The sequence below is a fragment of the Pseudomonas sp. PS1(2021) genome, from assembly GCF_020405165.1.
In the GTDB taxonomy this organism is placed as follows: Bacteria; Pseudomonadota; Gammaproteobacteria; order Pseudomonadales; family Pseudomonadaceae; genus Pseudomonas; species Pseudomonas aeruginosa.
Genome location: NZ_CP084484.1, coordinates 1,931,830 through 1,957,510, shown reverse-complemented (window position 1 = coordinate 1,957,510; position 25,681 = coordinate 1,931,830). Strand labels below are relative to the sequence as shown.

At 66.7% G+C, this 25,681-nt stretch carries 22 protein-coding genes and 2 pseudogenes; 17 read left to right on the top strand and 7 right to left on the bottom strand.

The genetic code is table 11. The features are described from left to right. Window positions 1-179: 179 nt before the first annotated feature. The 4 genes and pseudogenes from LE197_RS09120 to LE197_RS09105 all read right to left on the bottom strand — a co-directional run. Window positions 180-675 (bottom strand): annotated as a pseudogene (locus tag LE197_RS09120) (IS3 family transposase); the annotation flags it as partial. A gap of 68 nt (window positions 676-743) precedes the next feature. Further along, on the bottom strand, window positions 744-1,427 hold the full coding sequence (locus tag LE197_RS09115) for a tetratricopeptide repeat protein (protein WP_003131827.1): 684 nt from the start codon (window positions 1,425-1,427) through the stop codon (window positions 744-746). Then, window positions 1,427-2,539 carry a hypothetical protein gene (locus LE197_RS09110; RefSeq protein WP_146537987.1) on the bottom strand — a complete coding sequence of 371 codons (1,113 nt, stop codon included), beginning with the start codon at window positions 2,537-2,539 and terminating at the stop codon, window positions 1,427-1,429. The genes LE197_RS09115 and LE197_RS09110 overlap by 1 nt, the downstream gene beginning before the upstream one ends. Window positions 2,540-2,789: 250 nt before the next feature. After that, a pseudogene (locus LE197_RS09105) lies at window positions 2,790-2,957 on the bottom strand (IS3 family transposase); the annotation flags it as partial. A 249-nt stretch (window positions 2,958-3,206) separates the two neighbouring features. Between LE197_RS09105 and LE197_RS09100 the strand changes: the two are divergent. The 5 genes from LE197_RS09100 (at window position 3,207) to pvcD (ending at window position 8,481) form a co-directional block, all read left to right on the top strand. Beyond that, entirely contained in the window at window positions 3,207-4,193 is a 987-nt protein-coding gene (locus tag LE197_RS09100) for an asparaginase (RefSeq protein ID WP_023108206.1), read from the top strand. Window positions 4,194-4,407: 214 nt separating this feature from the next. Continuing rightward, window positions 4,408-5,394: a paerucumarin biosynthesis protein PvcA gene (gene pvcA, locus LE197_RS09095; protein ID WP_031692980.1), complete on the top strand. Its 987-nt coding sequence runs from the start codon at window positions 4,408-4,410 to the stop codon at window positions 5,392-5,394. A gap of 17 nt (window positions 5,395-5,411) precedes the next feature. Continuing rightward, window positions 5,412-6,287 carry a paerucumarin biosynthesis oxygenase PvcB gene (pvcB, locus tag LE197_RS09090; protein ID WP_031632928.1) on the top strand — a complete coding sequence of 292 codons (876 nt, stop codon included), beginning with the start codon at window positions 5,412-5,414 and terminating at the stop codon, window positions 6,285-6,287. A gap of 51 nt (window positions 6,288-6,338) precedes the next feature. Then, the gene (pvcC, locus tag LE197_RS09085) at window positions 6,339-7,841 is read left to right on the top strand and encodes a paerucumarin biosynthesis protein PvcC (RefSeq protein WP_003089259.1); all 1,503 of its coding nucleotides are present in this window, start codon (window positions 6,339-6,341) and stop codon (window positions 7,839-7,841) included. Beyond that, entirely contained in the window at window positions 7,834-8,481 is a 648-nt protein-coding gene (pvcD, locus tag LE197_RS09080) for a paerucumarin biosynthesis heme-binding protein PvcD (RefSeq protein WP_023091798.1), read from the top strand. The genes pvcC and pvcD overlap by 8 nt, the downstream gene beginning before the upstream one ends. Window positions 8,482-8,583: 102 nt before the next feature. On the opposite strand, the gene ptxR is transcribed toward pvcD, so the two are convergent. Continuing rightward, a complete protein-coding gene (gene ptxR / locus LE197_RS09075) occupies window positions 8,584-9,522 on the bottom strand; it encodes an HTH-type transcriptional regulator PtxR (protein WP_226033980.1) in 939 nt (312 codons plus the stop codon). A gap of 562 nt (window positions 9,523-10,084) precedes the next feature. Here ptxR and ptxS point away from each other — a divergent pair. The 8 genes from ptxS (at window position 10,085) to LE197_RS09035 (ending at window position 19,272) form a co-directional block, all read left to right on the top strand. Continuing rightward, window positions 10,085-11,107: a transcriptional regulator PtxS gene (gene ptxS, locus LE197_RS09070; protein WP_003089268.1), complete on the top strand. Its 1,023-nt coding sequence runs from the start codon at window positions 10,085-10,087 to the stop codon at window positions 11,105-11,107. A 71-nt stretch (window positions 11,108-11,178) separates the two neighbouring features. Beyond that, window positions 11,179-11,961: a TIM barrel protein gene (locus tag LE197_RS09065; RefSeq protein WP_003110742.1), complete on the top strand. Its 783-nt coding sequence runs from the start codon at window positions 11,179-11,181 to the stop codon at window positions 11,959-11,961. Continuing rightward, complete coding sequence (locus LE197_RS09060; protein WP_003110743.1) at window positions 11,954-12,904, top strand: sugar kinase; 951 nt, start codon at window positions 11,954-11,956, stop codon at window positions 12,902-12,904. The genes LE197_RS09065 and LE197_RS09060 overlap by 8 nt, the downstream gene beginning before the upstream one ends. 62 nt (window positions 12,905-12,966) lie before the next feature. Further along, window positions 12,967-14,274: an MFS transporter gene (locus LE197_RS09055; RefSeq protein ID WP_003110744.1), complete on the top strand. Its 1,308-nt coding sequence runs from the start codon at window positions 12,967-12,969 to the stop codon at window positions 14,272-14,274. Window positions 14,275-14,292: 18 nt separating this feature from the next. Next, window positions 14,293-15,279 carry a 2-hydroxyacid dehydrogenase gene (locus LE197_RS09050; protein WP_003120140.1) on the top strand — a complete coding sequence of 329 codons (987 nt, stop codon included), beginning with the start codon at window positions 14,293-14,295 and terminating at the stop codon, window positions 15,277-15,279. A gap of 167 nt (window positions 15,280-15,446) precedes the next feature. After that, complete coding sequence (locus LE197_RS09045) at window positions 15,447-16,163, top strand: gluconate 2-dehydrogenase subunit 3 family protein (protein WP_058135101.1); 717 nt, start codon at window positions 15,447-15,449, stop codon at window positions 16,161-16,163. Between the two features lie 2 nt (window positions 16,164-16,165). Further along, complete coding sequence (locus tag LE197_RS09040; RefSeq protein WP_023125963.1) at window positions 16,166-17,941, top strand: GMC family oxidoreductase; 1,776 nt, start codon at window positions 16,166-16,168, stop codon at window positions 17,939-17,941. A gap of 11 nt (window positions 17,942-17,952) precedes the next feature. Continuing rightward, entirely contained in the window at window positions 17,953-19,272 is a 1,320-nt protein-coding gene (locus LE197_RS09035; RefSeq protein WP_031692978.1) for a cytochrome c, read from the top strand. Between the two features lie 105 nt (window positions 19,273-19,377). Here the strand turns inward: LE197_RS09035 and LE197_RS09030 are convergent, their stop codons facing one another. Next, a complete protein-coding gene (locus LE197_RS09030; protein ID WP_226033979.1) occupies window positions 19,378-20,274 on the bottom strand; it encodes a LysR family transcriptional regulator in 897 nt (298 codons plus the stop codon). A gap of 86 nt (window positions 20,275-20,360) precedes the next feature. On the opposite strand from LE197_RS09030, the gene LE197_RS09025 reads away from it, so the two are divergent. Then, the gene (locus tag LE197_RS09025; RefSeq protein ID WP_031692977.1) at window positions 20,361-21,431 is read left to right on the top strand and encodes an antibiotic biosynthesis monooxygenase; all 1,071 of its coding nucleotides are present in this window, start codon (window positions 20,361-20,363) and stop codon (window positions 21,429-21,431) included. On the opposite strand, the gene LE197_RS09020 is transcribed toward LE197_RS09025, so the two are convergent. Then, entirely contained in the window at window positions 21,395-22,600 is a 1,206-nt protein-coding gene (locus tag LE197_RS09020) for an MFS transporter (RefSeq protein WP_023084265.1), read from the bottom strand. The two genes, LE197_RS09025 and LE197_RS09020, sit on opposite strands and share 37 nt — an antisense overlap. A 146-nt stretch (window positions 22,601-22,746) precedes the next feature. On the opposite strand from LE197_RS09020, the gene LE197_RS09015 reads away from it, so the two are divergent. The 3 genes from LE197_RS09015 (at window position 22,747) to LE197_RS09005 (ending at window position 25,679) form a co-directional block, all read left to right on the top strand. Further along, on the top strand, window positions 22,747-23,337 hold the full coding sequence (locus tag LE197_RS09015; RefSeq protein WP_003113746.1) for a TetR/AcrR family transcriptional regulator: 591 nt from the start codon (window positions 22,747-22,749) through the stop codon (window positions 23,335-23,337). A gap of 7 nt (window positions 23,338-23,344) precedes the next feature. Next, a complete protein-coding gene (locus LE197_RS09010; protein ID WP_003139434.1) occupies window positions 23,345-23,860 on the top strand; it encodes a GNAT family N-acetyltransferase in 516 nt (171 codons plus the stop codon). 121 nt (window positions 23,861-23,981) lie between these two features. After that, the gene (locus tag LE197_RS09005; RefSeq protein WP_031692976.1) at window positions 23,982-25,679 is read left to right on the top strand and encodes a peptidoglycan D,D-transpeptidase FtsI family protein; all 1,698 of its coding nucleotides are present in this window, start codon (window positions 23,982-23,984) and stop codon (window positions 25,677-25,679) included. Window positions 25,680-25,681: the final 2 nt, after the last annotated feature.

Sequence of the window (25,681 nt, the reverse complement as noted above, 5' to 3'; positions counted from 1 at the left end):
AAAGTAGTCCTATCAATTTAGAAGCAGCTATCAGGTAACGCCACCATAAATCAAAAAATGACCAAATGCCGATGCAGGTGCGCTAGGCGTTAAGACACTTATTCCCAGACGACTCAGCAGTACACCGGGTGCGGTTGGAAATGAACCTATGATCTTGCCCAGTAGTCGTGGACACGGGTTTAAGCACTCATCCGTCCCTCGAAGGCCTCCGGGCTGATGTGCCCCAGCGTGCTGTGTCGCCGCTGACGGTTGTAATCGGTTTCGACGTATTCAAACACGGTTTCACGCATCTGGGCACGGCTCGTGAAGCGCTCGCCGTGGATGCACTCGACCTTCAGACTGTGGAAGAAGCTCTCTGCACAGGCATTGTCGTAGCAGTTGCCTTTGGCGCTCATGCTGCATCGCAAGTGATGGGTGCGGCAGCGAGTGCTGGGAATTGGTCGTGGCCTTGAACTTCTTGGCGGCCTTGGCGCGCAGTCCTTGCCGTTGCATCGAGGCGGCTACTGTCTTGCGATTGCAGGGTAGCCCGACCTCCCACAAGTCGTGACACAGCCGTGAAGCCCCGCTGCGGCCCTTGCGTGCGTTGTATGCCTGAGCGACCTGCCCATCCAGCTCGGCTCTTCGCCGGTGGCGCATTGACGTCCTGCGAGAGCACCAGGCGTAGTAGCCGCTGCGGCGTTTTAATACAACAGGGATTTCCCGACGGCCGACTAGGTAGACGGTCAGAACCCAGTCTTCACACCTCAGGGCTTTTTAGTCTGTACCTTGTCGAAGCGCTCATAGTACTTAAGCGTTTCGTCCCAGTGTGTCGTAGTATATTTATGAAAGTTGCTGCCTAGCTCTTTGGCCAGATCAGCGTAATAATGCGCTTTTGCTGTATCCTTCGAGATATCATCATAGCCAATCATATATATTTCGAACAGCCGATGAGCTGCAACACCATTTCCGCTGCGTGCAGCCCGGTCAAAGTAGTGGACCGCTTTCTTCATGTCCTTTGGAACTACCCTTCCCATTTCATAGTTTATTCCAGCTCTATTGAGTGCTAATGGATGGGCAGGATTTATATCTAGAGAGCGCTGAAGGAAACGCAGACTTTCACTAGCTCGCCTTTTGCTTTCGACCTCAGAGACCAGGTCGGAATTATAATATGCATTGAACTCCGTTTCCAGTATATACAGATCAGAAAGCAAATAGTTGCTATCAGCGCCTCCCTCATCAGCCCTCCTATGAAGAGCCTCAAACTCTTGCTGAGTTCTGGGCTCAGGAGCATTGTTGCGGATATCCTTGCAAAATAGAATGTCTGTTTTTGAGTAAGTATACTCAAGCATTCTTTTGCTGGCTTGAATCGGCCCGGCCGCTGTTGCGATTTCTGCGCTGACTATCATCATGGTCGTTGCAATCAAGAGAAGAGGTTTAAGAAATTTCATCACATGTGTATCCCCATGGTTTCGTCTAGCATAGGGCTTTGTCCAATCAGATCAACAGTGGGGAAAATACTCGGAACATCCATACCGGATTGGTCACTAGACAGTTTTTCTGATTGTTGGTGCAGTAGTACATCAACCATATCACCCTCTCTGCCATCTGCCCACTGGAAGGACGCAATCAGCTGGTGGATATTACCACTATCATCAAACGCCCCAACCCGCGTTGCATTTAGCGAGATCGAAGCAATACCTAATGTATCGAGCGAAGTCAGCTCATTCTGCTGACTTACGCCATCGGAGTTCCTGTCCTGCCAGATCTGGAGGCTTTGCCAGACACTGTCCGCCGCATTGATGAAGCCGTCTCCGTTGGCGTCGTAGAGAGATAGTGCTTCAAATCCATCCTTAGCCAGGCCACCTTCTTTACCAGAACTATTACTGCCAAACAATTCAGCCCCCACATTGATGACTCCATCGGCATTCTTATCAAGCACGAGGAGTCCATCGTCAGGATGGGCCCAGCCAGTTTTACTTTTTTGCCCATGGCCATCGAAATCGAAGCTCACCCCATGGCCACTATCCAGAGTGTGTACACCATCGCCATTTAGGTCGAGAATCAGAGGTGTTACATAACTATCCGCAGAGTGCTCAAGGTTCTTCTCTGCACCATCAGGTGTCAGCCCCAACTTAATTCCTTTTATTCCAGCACTTTCCAATAAATCTTGCGCAAACTGGATGCAGTTATTCAGTAGTAGATTATAGTTTGGCGGTTCTTTCTTTCCAGATTTGTAGTCCATGATGCTGTCAAACAGGTTTCCCACATTCCGATGATGCGGAAATCCGCCACCTTCAACTGTTATTGTAGAGGCGTCCGGATACCGTAGGTTGTCGTTGAATGACAGGTTGTCCTTGCTTGTACTCCAGTCAGCACCTGGGCTTAGGCCGATGCTTGTAGTCTTAAAAATACCCGTATTGTGGTCAAACTGCCTAACGCTTAAGAAAACGTGACCGGTCGAAGAGTTTCCAGCATCTATACCTTGGTCGTTAACTATTCTGCTGCCGGCCGGGGCGGCATGGATGGTAAAAGAAGAGACATTCTGATTCAGCGAGTTCATCGTTCTATCTCCCCCGTAATACAGGGGGTCAGGTACGCGCCCAGACTGCATCAGAACACCTTCCTCTCCCACAAGGCGATAGTAGTGTATTTTCTCACCCATAATCAGTTCTCCATGCTCAATCACTTCGGTTCCATCGACAGGCTAGTTACGGTAGGGTCGCCGGTAGCCAGAGACGCTACTTTTTTAGCCATAATTCTATTTATAACGATGTTCTCAGCATGATCTTTAGAGACGCTACTCTTTATGTGGCTATCACTGGGGCTTGCTCGGCCAGCAGCCGCTTGAGTCGGACGTTCTCGTCGGCCAGCGACTGCTCGCGGACGCCAATTCGCTCGGCCAAAGCCAGCGCTTCGTCCTTGTAGGCTTGGGAATGGCGGGGGCGGGTCTGTTTCATCAGAGATGCTGGTCTTGCCATGGTTCACCTCGTGCAGTGTATCGCTTAACGGGGTGTCCACTGGGACTGGGCAAGATCACTATTCACAACGTTGTCAGTCAGGAAAACTACATCGGCGCGCCGGAAGCCTGACGCTGGAGAATAGCGAAGTACTACCGAACAACCTGTAAACCTAAGCGCAGACGCCCTCCCCAGCGAGCGGCGCCTGCGCCACAATGGCGTCCCCTCTTCGCACGTCCGTCGCGAAAAGGCCCGACACAAGGATTACGGATGCTCCCAGTCAAGAACCTCTTCGTGCTCTACACCGGCGGTACCATCGGCATGTTGCAGACCCCGCAGGGCCTGGCCCCGGCCGGCGGCTTCGAAGCGCGCATGCGCGACCACCTGCAAAGCCTCGGCGACGCCCCGGACCTGCGCTGGCGCTTCGCCGAACTGCAACCGCCGCTGGACAGCGCCAACATGACCCAGGGCAACTGGCTGGCGATGCGCGACGCCATCGTCGCCGCGCTCGACGCCGGCCACGACGGCGTGCTCCTCCTGCACGGCACCGACACCCTGGCCTACAGCGCCGCGGCGCTGTCCTTCCTGCTCCTCGATCTGCCGATCCCGGTGCTGCTGACCGGCTCCATGCTGCCGGCCGGCGCGCCGGGTAGCGATGCCTGGGACAACCTGGTCGGCGCCCTGCGCGTCCTCCAGGAGGGCCACGCGCGCGGCGTACAGGTCTATTTCAACGATGCCCTGCTGCACGGCGCGCGGGTCAGCAAGCTGCGCAGCGATGCGTTCGACGCCTTCGCCGAACTGCCGCGACCGCGCCACGCCGAGCATGCGCCGGTGCCCGCGGCGCTCGGCTACCGCCAGCCGCGCCGGGAAGTGAACCTCGCCGTGCTGCCGCTCTATCCAGGGCTGCGCGCCGCGCACCTGCGCGGACTGCTCGACAGCGGCGTGGAAGCGCTGCTGCTGGAATGCTATGGCAGCGGCACCGGCCCGTCCGACGACGAGGAGCTGCTGGCGACCCTGCGTGAAGCCCACGCCCGCGGCGTGCTGCTCGCCGCGGTCAGCCAGTGCGCCTACGGCCAGGTCGAGTTCGGCGTCTACGCCGCCGGCAGCCGCCTGCGCGACGCCGGCCTGCTCTCGGCTGGCGGAATGACCCGCGAGGCGGCCCTGGGCAAGCTCTTCGGCCTGCTCGGCGCCGGCCTCGGACGCGACGAAGCGCAACGCTGGTTCGCCCTCGACCTGTGCGGCGAGAACGCCGACTGACCGCCCTGCGGCCGCCCGCCGGCGGCCGCTTCCTTCCGCCCTCCCCGCGATACGCGACAACGCCCGCGGCCCGCCCGTGCCCGTCGCCCATCGTCAAGCTTCAGCGAACAGTGTTTCCGGCCTTCCCCGGTTTATCCCCCGGCGGCGAGTCCACAGGATGTCGCCTTCCGCTGCCGGCCCCGCCGGCATCCGCCCACAAGGAGGAAACACCTGCATGTACGCCATCGCCGAAGACACCCTTCCCGCACGCGTATTGAAAGAACTGCTGCTCTATCGCCGCCGTTACCCCGAGCATCGCCAGGGCGCCAGCGAAGCGGACGAGGTCCGCCGCATCGAACAGGTCCAGTTGCCGCGCATCGCCGCCTTCATCGAAGCCGGCGAGCCCATCGAGTTCGTCCTGCCGGCGTTTCCGGCCAAGTCGCCGAACCCCGGCAAGGTCCTCGACAGCCGTCCGGACATGGCCGAGCGCCTGTCGCTGTCGTTCCTCAACCACCTGTGCCAGCGCATCCAGCTGTTCTATGCGCCGGGCGCGAAGATCACCGTCTGCTCCGACGGCCGGGTGTTCGGCGACCTGGTGAGGATCGGCGATGCGCACATCAGCGCCTACCAGGATGCCTTGCGCCTGATGATCGAGGAGATCGGCGCCACCCATATCGGCGTGTTCAACCTGGAGGACGTACGCGCCTTCGAGGCCCAGCGCGACAACCACGAGCAGCTCCGCCAGTTGCTGATCGACGGCTACGCCGAGCCGCTGGAAAGCATCCGCGAGACCCTGCTGGCCGGCGAAGAAGGCCTGCTGCTGTACCGCGCCATCACCCGCTTCCTCTACGAGGACGGCCTGACCCCCGACTACCAGGGCTCGAAGACCGCCCTGCAACGCGACGCCAAGGAGCGCGCCTACGGGGTGATCCAGCGCAGCTGGGCCTGGGGCGCGCTGCTGGCCGACCAGTTCCCCCACGCGATCCGCCTGTCCATCCATCCGCAGCCGGCGGACAGCCTGAAGTTCGGCATCCACATGATGCCGACCCGCGACGACTGGCTGACGCCCTGGCACGGCGTGGCGGTGAACACCGAGGACCGCTTCGTGCTGATGAAGCGCAGCGAGGTGCTGGAACTCGGCGGCGAACTGGTGCAGATCAACGGCCAGCCCAGTCACTACCGCCTGCCGGCCAGGGCCGCCCGGCGCGCCGCCGTGGCCTGAGCCCGAGGAGCCAGACGATGAACGCCTATCTCAGCGATCAACCGGTACGTCTCTCGCCGCTGCGCGACGAACAGGGCAACCAGCCGCGCTTCGGCCTGCTGCTGGAGCCCGGCCGCCCCGGCATGCACGTCGGCGAGCTGCCGGCGCAGTGGCTCAAGGGCCTGGCGCGCAGCCACCACCTGCTGCTCCTGCGCGGCTTCGCCGCCTTCGCCGACGCCGAGAGCCTGACCCGCTACTGCCACGACTTCGGCGAAGTCATGCTGTGGCCGTTCGGCGCGGTGCTCGAGCTGGTGGAACAGGAAGGCGCCGAGGACCACATCTTCGCCAACAACTACGTGCCGCTGCACTGGGACGGCATGTACCTGGAGACGGTGCCGGAATTCCAGGTGTTCCACTGTGTCGACGCGCCCGGCGACAGCGACGGCGGCCGCACCACCTTCAGCTCGACCCCGGCGGCGCTGCAACTGGCCGACAGTAGCGAGCTGGAACTCTGGCGCCGCGCCGGCGGCCGGTACCAGCGCAGCGCGGCGCACTACAGCAGCCGCTCGGCGGCGCCGATAGTCGAGCGCCACCCGCGCCGCGAATTCCCCATCCTGCGTTTCTGCGAACCGCCGGTCGAGGGCGACGCCAGCTTCATCAACCCCTCCGAGTTCCACTACGACGGCATCGCCCCGGAACAGCGCGGTGAACTGCTCGCCAGCCTGCGCCGCTGCCTGTACCACCCACAGGCGCACTACGCCCACCGCTGGCGCAGCGACGACCTGGTGATCGCCGACAACCTGACCCTGTTGCACGGTCGCGAGGCCTTCGCCCACCGCGCGCCGCGCCACCTGCGGCGGGTGCATATCCACGCCGAGCCGGCGCTGCGCAACCCGCACCTGCAGCGCGACTGACCGCCCCGCCGGCCGTGCGCGCCACGGCCGGTGTCCCGACAAGGAACCAGCATGAGCCATTCCGTCCCCAACGCGCTGATGACCGGCGCCGACTATCTCGACAGCCTGCGCGACGGTCGCCAGGTCTACCTCAACGGCGAACGGGTCGCCGACGTCACCCGGCACAGGGCGTTCCGCAACGCCTGCCGCAGCATCGCCGGGCTCTACGACGGCCTCCACGGCGAGCAGCGCGACGTCCTCACCCGGGTCGATGCCCAGGGCCGCCGCAGCCACCGCTTCTTCACCCCCGCGCAGAACGCCGAGGACCTGCTCGGCGCGCGCGAGGCGATCGGCTGCTGGTCGCGCATGACCTACGGCTTCATGGGGCGTACCCCGGACTACAAGGCGGCGTTCATGTCCGGGCTGGAGGCCGGCGCCGGCTTCTACGGCGACTACCGGCAGAACGCCTGCGCCTGGCACCGCGCCTTCGCCGACCGCGGGCTGTTCCTCAACCATGCGATCATCAATCCGCCGCTGGACCGCAGCAAGGCGATCCACGAGATGCGCGACGTGTTCGTCCATGTCGAACGCGAGACCGACCAGGGCATCGTCGTCAGCGGGGCGAAGATGCTCGCCACCGGCAGCGCCATCACCAACGCCACCTTCGTCGCCCCGGTCGCCTCGGCGCAGATGGAGGCCGGCAAGGCCGAGGACTTCGCCGTTGTGTTCTTCGCCCGCATGGACAACCCCGGCCTGCGCCTGATGTGCCGGCCATCCTACGAGGAGCGCGCGAGCAGCCCCTTCGACTACCCGCTGTCCAGTCGTTTCGACGAGAACGACAGCGTGCTGCTGTTCGACAAGGCGCTGATTCCCTGGGAGGACGTCCTGGTCTACCGCGACCTGCGCCGCGCCACCGGCTTCTATGCCGAGTCGGGCTTCGCCAACCTGTACAACTTCCAGTCCGGCATCCGCCTCGGGGTGAAGCTGGAACTGATGATCGGCCTGCTTTCCCTCGGCGTGCGCGCCAATGGCACCCAGGGCTTCCGCGGGATACAGGCGGCCCTCGGCGAGCTGATCGCCCTGCAGCACCTGCTGCAGGCGCTGACCACCGCCATGGCCCGCGACCCGGAGCGCAACGCCGCCGGTTCGGCGGTGCCGCGCCTGGAGTACGCCAATGCCCTGCGCATCCAGGTGCCGCAGATCTGGAAGCGTGTCCGCGAGTTGCTGGAAAGCGCCCTCGGCGGCGCCCCGCTGGTCACCGTCTCGGGCGCCGCCGACCTGCGCGACGGCGAGGCGCGGCGGCTGGTGGACAGCTACTACCGCGGTGCCGAGCTGGAGCCGGAGCAGCGCCTGAAGCTGTTCAAGCTGATCTGGGACGCCACCGGCAGCGAGTTCGGCGCGCGCCACGCGGTCTATGAGAGCCATTATTCCGGCAATGCCGAGCAGATCCGCCTCGACTCGCTGGCCTGGGCCAGCCGTCGCGGGCACCTGGCCTACTGCGAGGCGATGGTCCAGCGCTGCATGGCCGACTACGACATCCACGGCTGGCTACGGGGGCCCTGGCAGCATGACTGAGCGTAAACGCTGGCTGGCCGGCTGCCTCTCGGCCCTGCTTTCCCTGCCGCTGGCCGCCGCCGTGCCGGGCCCGGACGCGCCGGCCGACCTGGCGCGCGGCAAGGCGATGGCGCAGAAAATGTGCTCGCGCTGCCACGACGACGACGGCAACGGCGGGCCACGACCGAACCGCAGCTACCCGAAGCTCGCCGGGCTCGACCGGGAATACCTGTACAAGCAGATCTACGACCTCAAGACCCAGCGCCGGCGCAACCCGGCCACCAACGGTCGCGGCGAGGAGCTGAGCGCGGCGGACGTGGTCAACGTCTCCGCCTGGTTCGCCGCCCAGCGCATGAGTGCCGGCGAGCAGACCCTGGCCGACCCGGCGCAACGCGAACGCGGTCGCCAGCTCTTCGAGGGCGGCCTGGCGCAGCGCGGCGTACCGCCCTGCGTCACCTGCCACGGCCCCGCCGCCCAGGGCCTGGCGGCGCTGAAGGCGCCGCGCCTGGCCGGGCAATGGGCGGAATACCTGGCAACCCAGTTGCACGGCTTCCGCGACGGCAAGCGCGGCAACAGCGCGACCATGCGCGCGGTCGCCGGCGGCCTGGAGGATAGCGACATCCAGGCGCTCGCCGGCTACCTGGGCAGCCTGGGGCCGTAAGGCGAATAACCGCTCGCGGTTATCCGCCGCCTATCCGTGACGTCGGCGGCGAATAACGCCTGTGGCGTTATTCGCCCTACCCCCAGGCACGGATGCCCGGCGTCATTCGCCCTGCGCCAGGCGGAACGGCTCGCGACCGAGATGCTCGCGCAGCGACTCGATGAACGCCCTGACCCGCACCGGCATGTAGCGCGCCGAGGGGTACAGGGCGTAGATGCCGCCCTGCGGCAGGTGCCAGCCAGGTAGCAGCCGGACCAGCCGCCCGCGGGCGATCTCGCGGGCCACCAGGAAGCTCGGCAGCACGCTGACGCCGGCACCGTCGAGCACCAGGCGGTACACCGCCAGGGTGTTGTTCGCCAGCAGGCGCCCTCGGGTCTGTACCGTGGCACGCTCGCGCTGGCGTTCGAAGGTCCAGGTCCAGGGCGTGCTCAGGCGGGTATGGCCGATCCATTCGCAGCGCGCCAGGTCGTGCGGCTGGAGCACCGGCGACAAGCCGGCGAGGTCTCCCGGCGTCGCCACGGCAACCTGCTGGAAGTCGCACAGCTTGCTGGCATGCAGGCCGGAATCGCGCGGCCAGCCGATACGCACCGCGAGGTCGATGCGCTGGCCGACCAGATCGCTGAACTGGTCGTCGGCCAGCATTTCCACCTGGACCTTGGGAAACTGCCGGATGAACGCCGCGGAAACGCTGCTGATGTGCCATTTGACGAAATCCTGCGGCGCGGTGATGCGCAGCCGGCCGCTGGGCTCGCCCTGCAGGTCGCGCACATCGGAGAGCGCGCCGTCCAGCTCGCCGAGCATGCGCTGGGCCACGCCGAACAGCAGTTCGCCGCGATCGGTAAGGGTCATGCGACGGGTGGTACGGGTCAGCAACTGGATCCCGAGGTCGGCCTCCAGGCGTCGCAACTGCTCGCTGAGTAGCGATTTCGACAAGCCCAGGGCCTCCGCCGCGGCGGTGAAGCTGTTGTGTTCGGCGACGGCGACGAAGGCATACAAGTGATTCAGGTTCAGATGATTCAATCGCTCCAGGGCGGCGCTCATCCTGTCATTCCTTAGCCGGGAAGTGGGTCCGGACGGGTCTTGTCGAAAAAATCCTGCTGCGACGGAACGGCGGCATTCGACAGGACCCGCAACGATCGGTGAGCGTGATGACGCGACCGGGCGGTCAGGTCGTCGTTAAAGACCGCCAGGCGCGCATAAGTTTCAGCGCGCCACCTTCGTTTTCCGATAAGTGAGAACTGCTTCAGACGGTCGGCCGGGTGCTTTCATGTCAGCGAGCCCCGCCTGATTGATCGCTTTCTACCGACAAACCACTCTTAAAGTAGTTTCTCAAGTATTGGACAAACTTCCTTTTTATTTATGGAGATACGGCACATTCATCCCATTCGACATTAATAATCGAAAGCCATCATGCGAAACGATTATTCGTTTTTCATGAACAGCCTCCTGGCTGTCATGCCTGGCCGACCCTCGGTAGGCGTTTTTTTCCGTTGACGGGCATCGGCCTTCTGGTATTTTCTGAAACCGGTTTCAGCTCCTGGCATCCGCTGGCGAAGACCAGCCGGACACACCAATAAGAACAGCACCAAGAGGTACCAGGTCCGTGAATGGTTCAGTACTGCCCAGCCGTGGCCGCGTCACCATCAACCAGGTGGCCGAGGCCGCCGGCGTCTCCAAGGCCAGCGTGTCGCGCTATATCGGCGGCGACCGCCAGTTGCTCGCCGATGCCACCGCCCGGCGCATCGAGCGCGCCATCGACCAGCTCGACTACCGCCCCAACCAGATGGCCCGAGGCCTCAAGCGCGGGCGCACACGGCTGATCGGAATGCTGGTGGCGGACATCCTCAACCCCTACTCCGTAGCCGTCATGCATGGCGTGGAAACCGCCTGCCGCGAACACGGCTACAGCCTGGTGGTGTGCAATACCGACCGCGACGACGAGCAGGAACGTCATCACCTGGCCGCCCTGCAGTCCTACAACGTCGAAGGACTGATCGTGAATACCCTCGGCCACCATCCCGGCGAACTGCGCGCCCTGCACCGCGAACTGCCGATGGTGCTGGTGGACCGCCAGTTGGCCGAGCTGGATACCGACCTGGTCGGCCTGGACAACGCCGACGCCGTCGAACAGGCCCTGGACCACCTTCAACAACGCGGCTTCCGCGACATCCTGCTGGTCACCGAACCGCTCGACGGCACCAGCTCGCGGATCGAGCGGGTCCAGGCCTTCAATGCCTCCATCGGCCGGCGACCGGCGCTCAAGGGCCAGGTCCTGCAGACCGACGACTTCTTCCGCGACGGCCTGCGCGCCTTCCTTTCGGCCAGCGGCCCCGGGCCGAAGGCGCTGTTCACCTGCAACGGCGTCGCCACCCTCTGCGCCACCCGCCAACTGCGCGACCTCGGCTGCCGGCTGTTCGACGAGGTCGGCCTGCTGGCCCTAGACGAACTCGACTGGTACCCGCTGGTGGGCAGCGGCATCACCGCCCTCGCCCAACCCACCGACGAAATCGGCCGCACCGCCTTCGAGCGCCTTCTGGCGCGACTCGAAGGCGACCGCGAGCCGGCGCGCCGGGTGACCTTCCCGGCGCAACTGATCGTTCGCGGCTCGACCCATCCACGCGGCTAGCGGCCTGCCGCCGGCGCGTTGCCGGCGGCTTTCGCACGGCCTGAAATGAAACCGGTTTCAGAGGATCGCCAATGTCCCTTCACCCTGTCTCCATCAGTCTTTCCAGCTACGGCGCGGACCTCGTTCGCAGTCGCGGCCAGGCCAGCTTCCTGCCCCTGCTGGGGATGGCCGGCGCGCAGCGCGTGGAACTGCGCGAGGAACTCTTCGCCGGCCCGCCGGATACCGAGGCGCTGACCGCCGCCATCCAGTTGCAGGGGCTGGAATGCGTGTTCTCCTCGCCCCTCGAGCTGTGGCGCGAAGACGGCCAGTTGAACCCCGAGCTGGAGCCGACCCTGCGCCGCGCCGAAGCCTGCGGAGCCGGATGGCTCAAGGTCTCGCTCGGTCATCTGCCGGAACAGCCCGACCTCGCCGCCCTCGCCCGGCGCCTGGCGCGCCACGGCTTGCAACTGCTGGTGGAGAACGACCAGACGCCCCAGGGTGGCCGGATCGAGGTGCTGGAACGCTTCTTCCGCCTCGCCGAGCGCCAGCAACTGGACCTGGCGATGACCTTCGACATCGGCAACTGGCGCTGGCAGGAGCAGGCGGTGGACGATGCCGCCCTGCGCCTGGGCCGCTACGTCGGCTACGTGCACTGCAAGGCGGTGATCCGCAACCGCGACGGCAAGCTGGTCGCGGTGCCGCCGTCGGCCGCCGACCTGCAGTACTGGCAGCGTCTGTTGCAGCATTTTCCGGAAGGCGTGGCGCGGGCCATCGAATACCCGCTGCAGGGCGACGACCTGCTCAGTCTCAGCCGCCGGCACATCGCCGCCCTCGCCCGCCTCGGCCATCCCCAGGAGGAACGCCAGCATGGCTGACTTCGAGATCCTCTGCTTCGGCGAGACCATGGCCATGTTCGTCGCCGAACAGCCCGGCGAACTGGACCGTGTCGAGCAGTTCGGCAAGCGCATCGCCGGCGCCGACAGCAACGTCGCCATCGGCCTCGCCCGCCTCGGCTTCGCGGTGGCCTGGCTGAGCCGGGTCGGCGACGACTCGCTCGGCCGTTTCGTACTCGACAGCCTGACCCGCGAGGGTCTCGACTGCCGCTTCGTCGAGGTCGACGCGCAAGCGCCCACCGGGTTCCAGATGAAGTCCCGCGAGGTCGATGGCGCCGACCCGCGGGTCGAGTACTTCCGCCGCGGCTCGGCGGCCAGCCGGCTGGGCCTCGCCCACATCCGCGAAGAAATGCTCGGCGCCCGCCACCTGCACGCCACCGGCATTCCGCCGGCACTCTCGGCGAGTGCCTGCGAACTGTCCCACGAACTGATGCGGCGCATGCGCGGCAAGGGCGCCAGCCTGTCCTTCGACCCCAACCTGCGGCCCTCGCTGTGGCCCAGCGAGCGCCGCATGATCGCCGAGATCAACGCCCTCGCCGCGCATGCCCACTGGGTCCTGCCGGGCCTGGAGGAAGGCCGCCTGCTCAGCGGCTGGCAGGAACCCGCGGATATCGCCGCGTTCTACCTGGACATGGGCGTCGACGCGGTGGCGATCAAGCTCGGCCCGAGCGGCGCCTACTATCGCGATGCCCACGGCGAAGGGCTGGTCCCCGGCGTACCGGTGGCGACCGTGGTGGACACCGTGGGCGCCGGCGACGGCTTCGCGGTCGGGGTGGTCAGCGCGCTGCTGGAAGGCCTGCCGCTGCCCGACGCGGTGGCGCGCGGCAACTGGATCGGCAGCCGCGCGGTACAAGTCCGCGGCGACATGGAGGGGCTGCCGAAACGCAGCCAACTGCTCGACCGCGAGCGCCGCAAGAGCGCCTGAACCCGCCGCCCACGCGGCACCTGTTGCGACAAGAACAAGACAAGCTCAGGAGATACCCGACCATGACCATGCCTCGCCTCGCCAGCAGCCGCTGGTGGTACATCATGCCGATCGTTTTCGTCACCTACAGCCTGGCCTACCTGGACCGCGCCAACTACGGCTTCGCCGCCGCCTCCGGGATGGCCGACGACCTGCGGATCACCCCCGGGCTGTCCTCGCTGCTGGGCGCGCTGTTCTTCCTCGGTTACTTCTTCTTCCAGGTGCCGGGGGCGATCTACGCGGAAAAGCGCAGCGTCAAGAAGCTGATCTTCGTCAGCCTGATCCTCTGGGGCGGGCTGGCCACCCTGACCGGGATGGTCGCCAACGTCTACCTGCTGATCGGCATCCGCTTCCTCCTCGGCGTGGTCGAGGCGGCGGTGATGCCAGCGATGCTGGTCTACCTCTGCCACTGGTTCACCCGCGCCGAGCGCTCGCGGGCGAACACCTTCCTGATCCTCGGCAACCCGGTGACCATCCTCTGGATGTCGGTGGTCTCCGGCTACCTGGTGGAGCATTTCAGCTGGCGCTGGATGTTCATCATCGAAGGCCTGCCGGCGGTGATCTGGGCCTTCATCTGGTGGCGCCTGGTGGATGACCGCCCGCGCCAGGCCGCCTGGCTGAGCGGCTCGGAAAAACGCGCCCTGGAAGACGCCCTGGCCGCCGAGCAGCAGGGCATCAAGCCGGTGAAGAACTACCGCGAGGCGTTCCGTTCGCCAAAGGTCATCGTCCTCTCGCTGCAGTATTTCTGCTGGAGCATCGGCGTCTACGGCTTCGTCCTCTGGTTGCCGTCGATCCTCAAGCACGGCGCCAACATCGACATCATCGAAGCCGGCTGGCTGTCGGCGCTGCCCTACCTGGCGGCGGTGATCGCCATGCTCGGGGTGTCCTGGGCCTCGGACCGGTTGCAGAAACGCAAGCGTTTCGTCTGGCCGCCGCTGCTCATCGCGTCCATCGCCTTCTACGGTTCCTACGCCCTCGGCAGCGAGCACTTCTGGCTGTCCTACGCCCTGCTGGTGCTGGCCGGGGCCTGCATGTACGCGCCCTACGGACCGTTCTTCGCCATCGTCCCGGAAGTCCTCCCGGCCAACGTCGCCGGCGGCGCCATGGCGCTGATCAACAGCATGGGTGCGCTGGGCTCGTTCTCCGGCTCCTGGCTGGTCGGCTACCTGAACGGCATCACCGGCGGGCCCGGGGCTTCCTATCTGTTCATGAGCGGAGCGCTGCTGCTGTCGGTGCTGCTCACCGTGTTCCTCAACCCGCACGCCGACAAGCGCGAGCCCGATGCCGCTCGCGCGCACGCCTCGCGGCGGGCGGCGCCGGCCCACCCCTGACCGACTCCGGAGCATCCGATGAAGAAAGTGGTTCTCTACAAACGTCTCTCCGCGCCCCTGATGGAACGCCTGCGCGAACGGGTCGAGGTGCTCCTGGTCGAGGAGCCCGGCCGCGACGGCCTGGCCCGCCTGCGCGATGCCCTGCCCGAGGCCCACGGCCTGCTCGGCGCCAGCCTGCGCCTGGACGCCGGACTGCTCGACCTGGCACCGCGACTGGAAGCCATCGCCAGCGTCTCGGTGGGCGTCGACAACTATGACATCGACTACCTCGACCGCCGCGGCATCCTCCTCAGCAATACCCCCGACGTGCTCACCGAGACCACCGCCGACACCGGCTTCGCGCTGATCCTGGCGACAGCCCGGCGGGTAGTGGAACTGGCCGGCTGGGTGCGCGCCGGGGAATGGAAGAAGAGCGTCGGCGCCGCCCAGTTCGGTACCGACGTGCATGGCAAGACCCTCGGTATCGTCGGCATGGGCCGCATCGGCGAGGCCCTGGCCCGGCGCGGGCACCACGGCTTCGGCATGCGCGTGCTGTACCACAGCCATAGCCCGAAGCCCCACGTCGAAGAACGCTACGCAGCGAGCTACCGCCCCCTCGACGCGCTGCTCGAGGAATCCGACTTCGTCTGCCTGACCCTGCCGCTGACCGCCGCCACCGAAGGCCTGATCGGTGCCGCGCAGTTCGCCCGGATGCGCCCGCAGGCGATCTTCATCAACATCTCCCGTGGCCGGGTGGTCGACGAGGCGGCCCTGATCGAGGCCCTGGCCCAGCGGCGGATCCGCGCCGCCGGCCTCGACGTGTTCGAGCGCGAGCCGCTGTCTCCCGACTCGCCGCTGCTGCGCCTGCCGAACGTGGTGGCCACCCCGCACATCGGCTCGGCCACCGAGGAAACCCGCGAAGCCATGGCCCGCTGCGCGGTGGACAACCTGCTGGCCGCCCTCGCCGGCGAGCGGCCGCTGAACCTGGTCAATCCTTCGGCCTGGGCGCGACGGCGAGGCGCCTGAAGGCCGCGCCGGGCCGACGCCCGGCGCGCCGTTCTGCTTCACTTGCCGGTATTGGCCCGCCTGGCTCCTTGCTGAAACGTTTTTTCAGCGTGACACATGAACTTATAATTAGCCTGCTAATCATTATCAGAAAGACGAAACCGTGATGATCCAGAGAGGACCCCACCATGCCCGATGACAAGGCCGTCAACGGCCGCCGCGACTTCCTGCGCAAGACCCTGACCGTGATCCCGGCGGTGACCCTGGCCGGCTATGGCGTCGGCCATGCCGTGCAGACGCCCGCCGCCGAGCAGGACAAACCCCGCGAACGCTACCAGCCTCGCTTCTTCACCAGCGCCGAATGGACTTTCGTCAACGCCGCGGTGGCGCGACTGATCCCCAGCGACGACAACGGCCCCGGCGCCATCGAGGCCGGGGTGCCGGAGTTCATCGACCGACAGCTGGAAACCCCCTACGGGCACGGCGCCCTCTGGTACATGCAGGGGCCGTTCGTCACCGACGCCGCGCCGGAGTTCGGCCATCAGTTGAAGCTGGTGCCACGCGACATCTACCGGGTCGGCATCGCCGCCCTGGAACGCTGGAGCAAGGCCAACCAGGGCAAGCCGTTCGCCGAGCTGGAGCCATCGGCGCAGGACGACATCCTGCAACGCCTGGAAGCCGGCCAGATCGACCTGCAGGACCTGCCGGCCAAGCTGCTCTTCGGCCAGTTGCTGCAGAACACCCGCGAAGGCTTCTTCTCCGATCCGCAGCACGGCGGCAATCGCGGCCTGGTGGGCTGGAAGCTGGTCGGTTTCCCCGGCGCCCGCGCCGACTTCATGGACTGGGCCGACCGTGGCGAGAAGTATCCCTTCCCGCCGGTGGCGATTTCCGGCGAGAGGGGCTGAACATGGCGACGACACTCAAACCGGTGGACGCGGTGGTGGTCGGCTTCGGCTGGACCGGAGCGATCCTGGCCAAGGAGCTGACCGAGGCCGGGCTCAACGTGGTGGCGCTGGAGCGCGGCGAGAACCGCGATACCTATCCCGACGGCGCCTACCCGAACACCCTCGACGAGCTGACCTACAACACCCGCGGCAAGCTGTTCCAGAATCTCTCCAAGAGCACCGTGAGCATCCGCCACGGGATCAACGACACCGCGCTGCCCTACCGCCAGCTCTCCGCCTTCCTTCCCGGCGACGGCGTCGGTGGCGCCGGCCTGCACTGGTCCGGCGTGCATTTCCGGATCATGCCCGAGGAACTGCGCCTGCGCAGCCATTACGAGGAACGCTACGGCAAGCAGTTCATCCCCGAAGGCATGACCATCCAGGACTACGGGGTCAGCTACGAAGAGCTGGAACCGCACTTCGATTTCGCCGAGAAGGTCTTCGGCACCTCCGGCACCGCGCATACGGTCAAGGGCCAGGTGGTCGGCAAGGGCAATCCGTTCGCCGCCGACCGCTCGGACGACTTCCCGCTGCCGGCACTGCGCCAGGTGTACTCCGCGCAACTGTTCCGCAAGGCCGCCGAGGAACTCGGCCTGCACCCCTACGACCTGCCGGCGGCCAACGCTTCGGGGCCCTGGACCAACCCCTACGGGGTGCAGATGGGGCCGTGCAACTTCTGCGGCTTCTGCAGCGGCTACGCCTGCTACATGTATTCCAAGGCCTCGCCGAACCTGAACATCCTCCCGGCGCTGCGCCAGACCCCGCTGTTCGAACTGCGCGCCAACTGCAACGTGCTCAAGGTCAACCTCGACAGCGACGGCAGGCAAGCCACCGGCGTGACCTACGTCGACGCCCAGGGGCGCGAGATCGTGCAGCCGGCGAAGCTGGTGATCATCAGCGCCTTCCAGTTCCACAACGTGCGCCTGCTGCTGCTCTCCGGCATCGGCAAGCCCTATGACCCGCGCACCGGCGAGGGCGTGGTGGGGAAGAACTTCGCCTACCAGAACATGGCCACCATCAAGGCGTTCTTCGACAAGGACGTGCATACCAACCCCTTCGTCGGCACCGGCGGCGGCGGCGTGGCGGTGGACGACTTCAACGCCGACAACTTCGACCACGGACCGCTGGGCTTCGTCGGCGGCTCGCCGATGTGGGTCAACCAGGCCGGCTCCAAGCCGATCGGCGGCCTCGCCGTGCCGCCCGGCACGCCGAGCTGGGGCAGCGGCTGGAAACAGGCGGTCAAGGACGCCTACACGCACACCGTGTCGATGGACGCCCACGGCAGCAACATGACCTACCGCGACAACTACCTCGACCTCGACCCGACCTACAAGGACGCCTACGGCCAGCCGCTGCTGCGCATGACCTTCGACTGGAAGGACAACGAGATCCGCATGAGCCGCTACGTCACCGAGCACATGCGCAAGATCGCCGAGGCGATGAACCCGAAGGCCATCTCGGTGAGCGTCAAGAACTTCGGCGACCACTTCAATACACGGGTCTACCAGACCACCCACCTGCTCGGCGGGGCGATCATGGGCAGCGATCCGAAGACCAGCGTGCTCAACCGCTACCTGCAGAGCTGGGACGTGCACAACGTCTTCGTCATGGGCGCCTCGGCCTTCCCCCAGGGCACCGGCTACAACCCCACAGGGCTGGTGGCGGCGCTGGCCTACTGGTCGGCCAAGGCGATCCGCGAGCAATACCTGAAGAACCCCGGTCCGCTGGTGCAGGCATGAGGAGCGCAACGATGAAACCGACAGCCTTCCTCGCCCTCTCCGCCTTCGCCTGCGGCATCGCCCAGGCCGCCGCAGCGCCGGACCCGGCCCTGGTCAGGCAGGGCGAATACCTGGCCCGCGCCGGCGATTGCGTGGCCTGCCACACCGCCAAGGACGGCAAGCCGTTCGCCGGGGGCCTGCCGATGGAAACGCCGATCGGCGCGGTGTACTCGACCAACATCACCCCGGACCGCAAGACCGGCATCGGCGACTACAGCTTCGAGGACTTCGACCGCGCCGTGCGCCACGGCGTGGCCAGGTCCGGCGACACCCTCTACCCGGCGATGCCCTACCCGTCCTACGCGCGAGTCAGCGAAGCGGACATGCGCGCCCTCTACGCCTACTTCATGCATGGCGTGGAGCCGGTGGAGCAGCCCAACAAGGCCAGCGACATCCCCTGGCCGCTGTCGATGCGCTGGCCGCTGGCATTCTGGCGCTGGACCTTCGCTCCCGAGGTGAAGGACTTCCAGGCCACCGCCGGGCAGGACCCGGTGCTGGCGCGCGGCGCCTACCTGGTCGAAGGCCTCGGCCACTGTGGCGCCTGCCATACCCCGCGTGGGCTGGGCATGCAGGAGAAGGCCCTGGCGGCGAGCGATGGCGCGGCCTACCTGTCCGGCAGCGCGCCGCTGGAGAACTGGATCGCCAAGAGCCTGCGCGGCGACCACCGGACCGGACTGGGCAGTTGGAGCGAAGCCGACCTGGTCAGCTTCCTGCGCACCGGCCGCAGCGAGCGCAGCGCGGTGTTCGGCGGCATGTCCGACGTGGTGGTGCACAGCATGCAGTACATGACCGACGCCGACCTCACCGCCATCGCCCGCTACCTCAAGTCGCTGCCACCGGCGGACCCCGCCGACCAGCCGCACGTCTACGACGAGAGCGTGGCCCAGGCACTGTTCCACGGCGACGACAGCAAGACCGGCGCGGCGCTCTACGTCGACAACTGCGGGGCCTGCCACCGCACCGACGGCAAGGGCTATGCGCGGGTCTTCCCGGCCCTGGCCGGCAACCCGGTGGTGACCGGCAGCGACCCGACCTCCCTGGTGCACATCGTGCTCAAGGGCGGCACCCTGCCGGCCACCCACCAGGCACCGTCGAGCTTCACCATGCCGCCGTTCGGCTGGCGGATGAACGACCAGGAGATCGCCGACGTGGTCAACTTCATCCGCACCAGTTGGGGCAACCAGGCGCCAAGCGTTAGCGTCGACGAGGTCAAGCGCCTGCGCAAGGACACCGGCGCGGCGGCGGTGGGCGACATTCCGCCGCCAGGACCGGCCGCGGTGGATCGCGGCTGAGCGCCAGGCCTCTGGCGAAACGCCATTCCAGCCCCTCTCCCGCTCGCGGGAGAGGGTTGGGGAGCGGGAGCGGGAGCGCGCCGTACCGGGCACGGCCCTCCCCCTTCACTCATCGCCCAAGCGCACATGCCGCCCCAGCTCGTCGAACAACGCGACCACCGAGCGCAACGCCCGGCAGTCCGGACGGGTCAGCAGCCACAGGGCGCTGGCGCAGCCCTCGAGGTCGGCGTCCAGTACCCGCAGGCCGTCGCCGTCGCGTAGCAGGTAGGCGGGGATCGCCGCCAGGCCGAGGCCGGCGCGGGCCATCTCGGCTACCGCCAGCACGCCGTTGCAGCGATAGGCCGGCAGCACCCCGGGGTAGTGTCGACGACGCCAGACCACGCTCGGGTGGTCGGGAAGGAAATCGTCCGGGGCGATCCAGTGCAGCATGGCGGGCTCCGTCGCGTCGCGGCCCTCCAGGTAGCGTTCGCTGGCGCAGAGCACGTAGCGCACCTCGCCGAGGTTGCGCCCGACCAGGTGTTCCGGCGGCGTGCGGGTCATGCGCAGGGCGATGTCGGCGTCGCGCCGGCTGAGGTTGGCGAAGTCGTTGGAGGTCGCCAGCTCCAGTTGCAGGGCCGGATAGCCAGGCATGAAGCGCGCCAGCGCCGGCAGCAGCAGGCCATGCAGGACGGCGTCGGAGCAGGTCAGGCGCACGGTACCGCTGAGCACCTCGCGCTCCAGTTCGAGGCCGATGCGCGCCGCCTCCAGCGCCTGTTCCGCCAGTTCCGCCTGCTGCGCCAGGCGGCGGGCGGTCTGGTTCGCCAGGTAGCCGCTGCGGCTCTTGTCGAACAACGCCTTGCCGAGGTTCTTCTCCAGCCGGCGGATGGCCCGGAAGACCGTCGACACATCGACCCTGAGCAACTCCGCGGTCCGCGCCAGGCTGCCGCCGCGAACCAGGGCGAGGACCAGGGCAAGATCGGCATGGTCCAGGCGATATTGCAGCGGTGCATTCATCTTTTGCATTGGCGCCGATATCGAGTGCGGAAACGCAACTATAGAGTGAGCGCCAGGGCCCGCCAACCGGCGTGGCGAAACTGGAGCGAAAACGGATGTCCACCCCTCCCGCGGCGCCGCTGCGCATTGCCCTGGTCGGCGACCACGACCCGCACATCACCGCCCACCGGGCGATTCCCCTGGCCCTGCGCCTGGCCGGCGAGGCACTCGGCCTGGAGATCGCATTCGACTGGCTGGCCAGCGACCGCCTGCCCGCCGAACCGGCGCTGGAGCGCTATGACGGGTTCTGGTGCGTGCCGGGCAGCCCCTATCGCGACGCCGACGCGGTGCTGCGCCTGATCGCCCATGCCCGGGGCCGGCGCCGGCCGTTCCTCGGTACCTGCGCCGGCTTCCAGCACACGATCCTCGAGTTCGCCCGCAACGCCCTCGGCTGGCAGGCGGCGACCCATGGCGAGGAGCATCCGCACAGCGACCAGGCGGTGATCGCCGCCCTGCCCTGCGCCCTGCTCGAAGCCCGCGAGGAAGTCCGCCTGCTGCGCGGCTCGCGCCTGGCCCTGGCGTATGCCGCTAACTGGATCGAGGCGGACTACCACTGCCGCTACGCAATCGCCCCGCGCTTCGCCGCGGAACTTACCGGCGGCGCACTGCGGGCCAGCGCCTGGAGCGCCGACGGGGCGATCCGCGCGGTGGAGCTGGAACAGCATCCGTTCTTCGTCGCCACCCTGTTCCAACCCGAGCGGGCAGCCCTGGCCGGCGTCCTGCCACCACTGCCGAAGGCATTCGTCGAGGCGTGCCGGACGCAGCGCCGCGACCGCCCGCGGCGCGGCCCTACGCCCTATTACGCAGTGATCTTCAGCTCCAGCCGCAGCGCCGTCGACGACGGCTACGCCGAAGCGGCCGAGCGCATGCTGGAACTGGCCAGCCGCCAGCCGGGCTATCTCGGCGTGGAGTCGGCCCGCGGCGCCGACGGTTTCGGCATCACCGTCTCCTACTGGGACAGCGAGGCGGCGATCCGTGCCTGGAGCCGCCACGCGGAGCACCGCGACGCCCAAGCGCGCGGCCGGCGCGACTGGTACGCCGGTTTCAGCGCGCGGATCGCCCGGGTCGAACGCGAATACGCCTTCCCGGCTCAGCCGGACACCGCGCAGTCGCCGGCCTCGTCCTGAGCCAGCACCCGGAAGCAGGCCAGGGCCAGCAGCCAGGCCAGCCAGCCGGCGCCGACCGCGACGAGGAAACCGCTGGCGGCGCCGTAGCCCTCCACCACCCAACCGGCCAGCGCCGAGCCCAGGGCCATGCCGATGCCCAGCCCGGTGATGGCCCAGGTCAGGCCTTCGGTGAGGCGCGCCGGGTCCACCGCGCGCTCGACCAGGCCCATGGCCAGGATCATCGTCGGCGCCACGCTGAAACCGGCCACCAGCACGGTCAGGGCAAGCGCGAGGAGGCTCTCCACCCCTAGCAGCGGCATCAGGCTCAGGGCCATCAGCGTAACCATGCAGAGCAGTTGCCGGGAAAGCGCCAGGCGCCAGCGCAGCAGCCCGAACAGCAATCCCGCGAGACATGAGCCGACGGCATAGACCGACAACACCAGGCTTGCCGCAGCCTTGTTGCCGTGCGCCTCGGCGAAGGCCACGCTGACCACTTCCACCGCGCCGAAGATCACCCCGATGGCGGCCAGCACCAGCGCCAGCACGCGTACCGCCGGATAGGCCAGCGCGCTGCCGGCGCGGCGCCGCGGATGGGCATGCAGCGGCGGTTCGGTGCCGCGTTGCAGGCTGAACAGGCTCACCCCGGCGACCAGGAACAGCGTCGCCAGCAGCGGCCCCGCCTCGGCGAACCAGCCGACGCTGAGGCTCACCGCCAGCACCGGCCCGATGATGTAGCACACCTCGTCCATCACCGATTCGAAGGAAAACGCCGTGTGCAGCTTCGGCGAGCCCCGGTACAGCTCGGTCCAGCGCGCCCGCACCATGGCCGGCATGCTCGGCATCGCCCCGGCGAGCAAGGCGAACAGGTAGAGCCAGGCATTCGGCGCTCGATAGTGCGTACACAGCAACAGCGCGCTCATCGCCAGGGCGCTGGCCAGCGCGGCCGGGAGCAGCACCCGGCCCTGGCCGAAGCGGTCCACCAGGCGCGATACCTGCGGCGCGAGCAAGGCATTGCAGAACACGAAGGTGGCCGCCACGGTACCGGCCAGCCAATAGTCGGCATGCACCTGGGAAAGCATGGTGACGATGCCCAGGCCGGTCATCGACAGGGGCATCCGCGCCAGCAGGCCGGCGGCTGAAAAGCCCTTGGCGCCGGGCGCGGCGAACAGTTCGAGATAGGGGTTGCTCATGGAAAGCCTCGGCTGGCCGGCTCCAGCGGAACCGGCGACGACGGGAGAAGACGAAATTCACATACGCTGCGTATGTCAAAAATCATGGAGACATACGCAGCGTATGTCAATTATCCTGAAGCCCCTTCGCCACCCGGAGACCTCGCATGGCCCGCAAGCCTCGCGCCGAGATGATCGAGGAAACCCGCGCCAAGCTGATCGACGCCGCGCGCCGAGCGTTCGCCGACAACGGCTACGCCGGCGCCTCGATGGACGAACTGACCGCCAGCGCCGGCCTCACCCGCGGCGCGCTGTATCACCACTTCGGCGACAAGAAAGGCCTGCTGGCCGCGGTGGTGCAGCAGATCGACGACGAGATGAACCTTCGCCTCGGCGCCATCCTGGCTGCCGGCGAGGACCTCTGGAGCGGCTTCCGTGCCTACAACCGGGCCTACCTGGAAATGGCCCTGGAAGCGGAAATCCAGCGCATCGTCCTGCGCGATGCCCCGGCCATCCTCGGCAGCCCCAGCAGCGAGGCCAGCCAACTGCGCTGCCTAAGCTCGATGACCGGGCAACTGCGCGAACTGATGGACAGCGGGCGGGTCCGCCGCACCGACGCCGAGGCCCTGGCCTGGTTGCTCAACGGCGCGCTGGTGGACGCCGCCCTGCGTATCGCCAACGCCGAACACCCGCCGGAGAGCCTGGCCAGGGCCTGCCAGGCCCTGGACGTGCTGCTCGACGGCCTGCTCATGGAGTGAAAAGCCAATGGACTACCGCATCAGAACCAGCCGCGACGAGGACGCCGCGCTGCTCCCGGCCATCGAGCGCTCAGCCGGGGAAAGCTTCCGCCTGCTGCCCGAGCTGGCCTGGATCGCCGACGCCGGGGTCGCCGGGGTGGACTTCCATCGCCGCCTGATCGAGCGCGGCAGCCACTGGCTGGCGGAAGACGCCGATGGCCAGCCGGTCGGCTTCCTCGCCGCCGAACGCTGCGCCGACGAGTTGCACATCGCCGAGTTATCCATCGCCCAGGCCCACCAGCAACAGGGCCTGGGCCGCCGCCTGCTGGAGCGCGCGGTGACCTACGCCCACGCCAGCCACTGCCGGGCGCTGACCCTGACGACCTTCTGCGACGTGCCCTGGAACGCGCCGTTCTACGCACGCCTGGGCTTCCAGCGGCTGACCTGGCAGGAAGCCGGCGAGCGCCTGCGCGCGATCCTCGGCCACGAGCAGGAGATCGGCTTCGCCGCCGACAGCCGCTGCGCGATGCGCCTGCTGCTCTAGACGGCGGCAAAGGGCTTGACCGGCAGGTGGCGGATGGCGGTACAGTTGCCAACTGCAACAGGATGTTTCAGCGCTGCCCCGGACGGGCTTCCGCTCTCCCTCTTCCCCAGTGTGCCCTTGCATGAGCAGCCAACGCCGAAACTACCGCTTCATCCTTGTCGTCACCCTGTTCGTCCTCGCCTCCCTGGCCGTCTCCGGACGGTTGGTCTATCTCCAGGTCCACGACCACGAATTCCTCGCCGACCAGGGCGACCTCCGCTCGATCCGCGACCTGCCGATCCCGGTCACCCGCGGCATGATCACCGACCGCAACGGCGAGCCGCTGGCGGTATCCACCGAAGTCGCGTCGATCTGGTGCAACCCCAAGGAAATGGCCGACCACCTCGACGAGGTGCCGCGCCTGGCCGGGGCCCTGCACCGCCCCGCGGCGCCGCTGCTGGCCCAGCTCCAGGCCAACCCGAACAAGCGCTTCCTCTACCTCGAGCGCGGCCTGTCGCCGATCGAGGCCAGCGAGGTGATGGCCCTGGGCATAACGGGGGTACACCAGATCAAGGAATACAAGCGTTTCTACCCCAGTTCCGAGCTGACCGCGCAGTTGATCGGCCTGGTCAACATCGACGGCCGCGGCCAGGAAGGCACCGAACTGGGCTTCAACGACTGGCTGAGCGGCAAGGACGGGGTACGCGAGGTGGCGATCAACCCGCGCGGCTCGCTGGTCAACAGCATCAAGGTGCTGAAGACCCCCAAGGCCAGCCAGGACGTGGCCCTGAGCATCGACCTGCGACTACAGTTCATCGCCTACAAGGCGCTGGAAAAGGCCGTGCTCAAGTTCGGTGCGCACTCCGGCTCGGCGGTCCTGGTGAACCCGAAGAGCGGGCAGATCCTGGCGATGGCCAACTTCCCCTCCTACAACCCGAACAACCGCGCCAGCTTCGCCCCGGCCTTCATGCGCAACCGCACCCTCACCGATACCTTCGAGCCGGGCTCGGTGATCAAGCCGTTCAGCATGTCGGCGGCGCTGGCCTCCGGCAAGTTCGACGAGAACAGCCAAGTCAGCGTGGCACCGGGCTGGATGACCATCGACGGGCACACCATCCACGACGTCGCCCGGCGCGACGTACTGACCATGACCGGGGTGCTGATCAACTCCTCGAACATCGGCATGAGCAAGGTCGCCCTGCAGATCGGACCCAAGCCGATCCTCGAACAGCTCGGCCGGGTCGGTTTCGGCGCGCCGCTGTCGCTGGGCTTCCCCGGCGAGAACCCGGGCTACCTGCCGTTCCACGAGAAATGGTCGAACATCGCCACCGCCAGCATGTCGTTCGGCTACAGCCTGGCGGTGAACACCGCCGAGCTGGCCCAGGCCTACTCGGTGTTCGCCAACGACGGCAAGCTGGTGCCGCTCAGCCTGCTCCGCGACAACCCGCAGAACCAGGTGCGCCAGGCGATGGACCCGCAGATCGCACGGCGCATCCGGGCGATGCTGCAAACCGTGGTGGAAGACCCGAAGGGCGTGGTCCGCGCCCGCGTGCCGGGCTACCACGTGGCGGGCAAGAGCGGCACCGCGCGCAAGGCCTCGGGCCGGGGCTACGCGGACAAGTCCTACCGTTCGCTGTTCGTCGGCATGGCGCCGGCGTCCGACCCGCAACTGGTGCTGGCGGTGATGATCGATTCGCCGACCAGGATCGGCTACTTCGGCGGCCTGGTCTCGGCGCCCACCTTCAGCGACATCATGGCCGGATCGCTACGCGCCCTGGCGATCCCGCCGGACAACCTGCAGGACAGCCCAGCCGTCGCCGACCGCGAGCACCACGGCTGACC

Coding starts and splice junctions, on each gene's coding strand:
- LE197_RS09030 (WP_226033979.1), bottom strand. CDS start 20,274: ATGCAAAAGATGAATGCACCGCTGCAATATCGCCTGGACCATGCCGAT.
- LE197_RS09060 (WP_003110743.1), top strand. CDS start 11,954: ATGGCTGACTTCGAGATCCTCTGCTTCGGCGAGACCATGGCCATGTTC.
- LE197_RS09110 (WP_146537987.1), bottom strand. CDS start 2,539: ATGAACTCGCTGAATCAGAATGTCTCTTCTTTTACCATCCATGCCGCC.
- LE197_RS09045 (WP_058135101.1), top strand. CDS start 15,447: ATGCCCGATGACAAGGCCGTCAACGGCCGCCGCGACTTCCTGCGCAAG.
- LE197_RS09050 (WP_003120140.1), top strand. CDS start 14,293: ATGAAGAAAGTGGTTCTCTACAAACGTCTCTCCGCGCCCCTGATGGAA.
- LE197_RS09020 (WP_023084265.1), bottom strand. CDS start 22,600: ATGAGCAACCCCTATCTCGAACTGTTCGCCGCGCCCGGCGCCAAGGGC.
- LE197_RS09040 (WP_023125963.1), top strand. CDS start 16,166: ATGGCGACGACACTCAAACCGGTGGACGCGGTGGTGGTCGGCTTCGGC.
- LE197_RS09015 (WP_003113746.1), top strand. CDS start 22,747: ATGGCCCGCAAGCCTCGCGCCGAGATGATCGAGGAAACCCGCGCCAAG.
- LE197_RS09055 (WP_003110744.1), top strand. CDS start 12,967: ATGACCATGCCTCGCCTCGCCAGCAGCCGCTGGTGGTACATCATGCCG.
- pvcB (WP_031632928.1), top strand. CDS start 5,412: ATGAACGCCTATCTCAGCGATCAACCGGTACGTCTCTCGCCGCTGCGC.
- LE197_RS09035 (WP_031692978.1), top strand. CDS start 17,953: ATGAAACCGACAGCCTTCCTCGCCCTCTCCGCCTTCGCCTGCGGCATC.
- LE197_RS09100 (WP_023108206.1), top strand. CDS start 3,207: ATGCTCCCAGTCAAGAACCTCTTCGTGCTCTACACCGGCGGTACCATC.
- LE197_RS09025 (WP_031692977.1), top strand. CDS start 20,361: ATGTCCACCCCTCCCGCGGCGCCGCTGCGCATTGCCCTGGTCGGCGAC.
- ptxR (WP_226033980.1), bottom strand. CDS start 9,522: ATGAGCGCCGCCCTGGAGCGATTGAATCATCTGAACCTGAATCACTTG.
- LE197_RS09005 (WP_031692976.1), top strand. CDS start 23,982: ATGAGCAGCCAACGCCGAAACTACCGCTTCATCCTTGTCGTCACCCTG.
- LE197_RS09065 (WP_003110742.1), top strand. CDS start 11,179: ATGTCCCTTCACCCTGTCTCCATCAGTCTTTCCAGCTACGGCGCGGAC.
- LE197_RS09010 (WP_003139434.1), top strand. CDS start 23,345: ATGGACTACCGCATCAGAACCAGCCGCGACGAGGACGCCGCGCTGCTC.
- pvcA (WP_031692980.1), top strand. CDS start 4,408: ATGTACGCCATCGCCGAAGACACCCTTCCCGCACGCGTATTGAAAGAA.
- pvcC (WP_003089259.1), top strand. CDS start 6,339: ATGAGCCATTCCGTCCCCAACGCGCTGATGACCGGCGCCGACTATCTC.
- pvcD (WP_023091798.1), top strand. CDS start 7,834: ATGACTGAGCGTAAACGCTGGCTGGCCGGCTGCCTCTCGGCCCTGCTT.
- LE197_RS09115 (WP_003131827.1), bottom strand. CDS start 1,427: ATGAAATTTCTTAAACCTCTTCTCTTGATTGCAACGACCATGATGATA.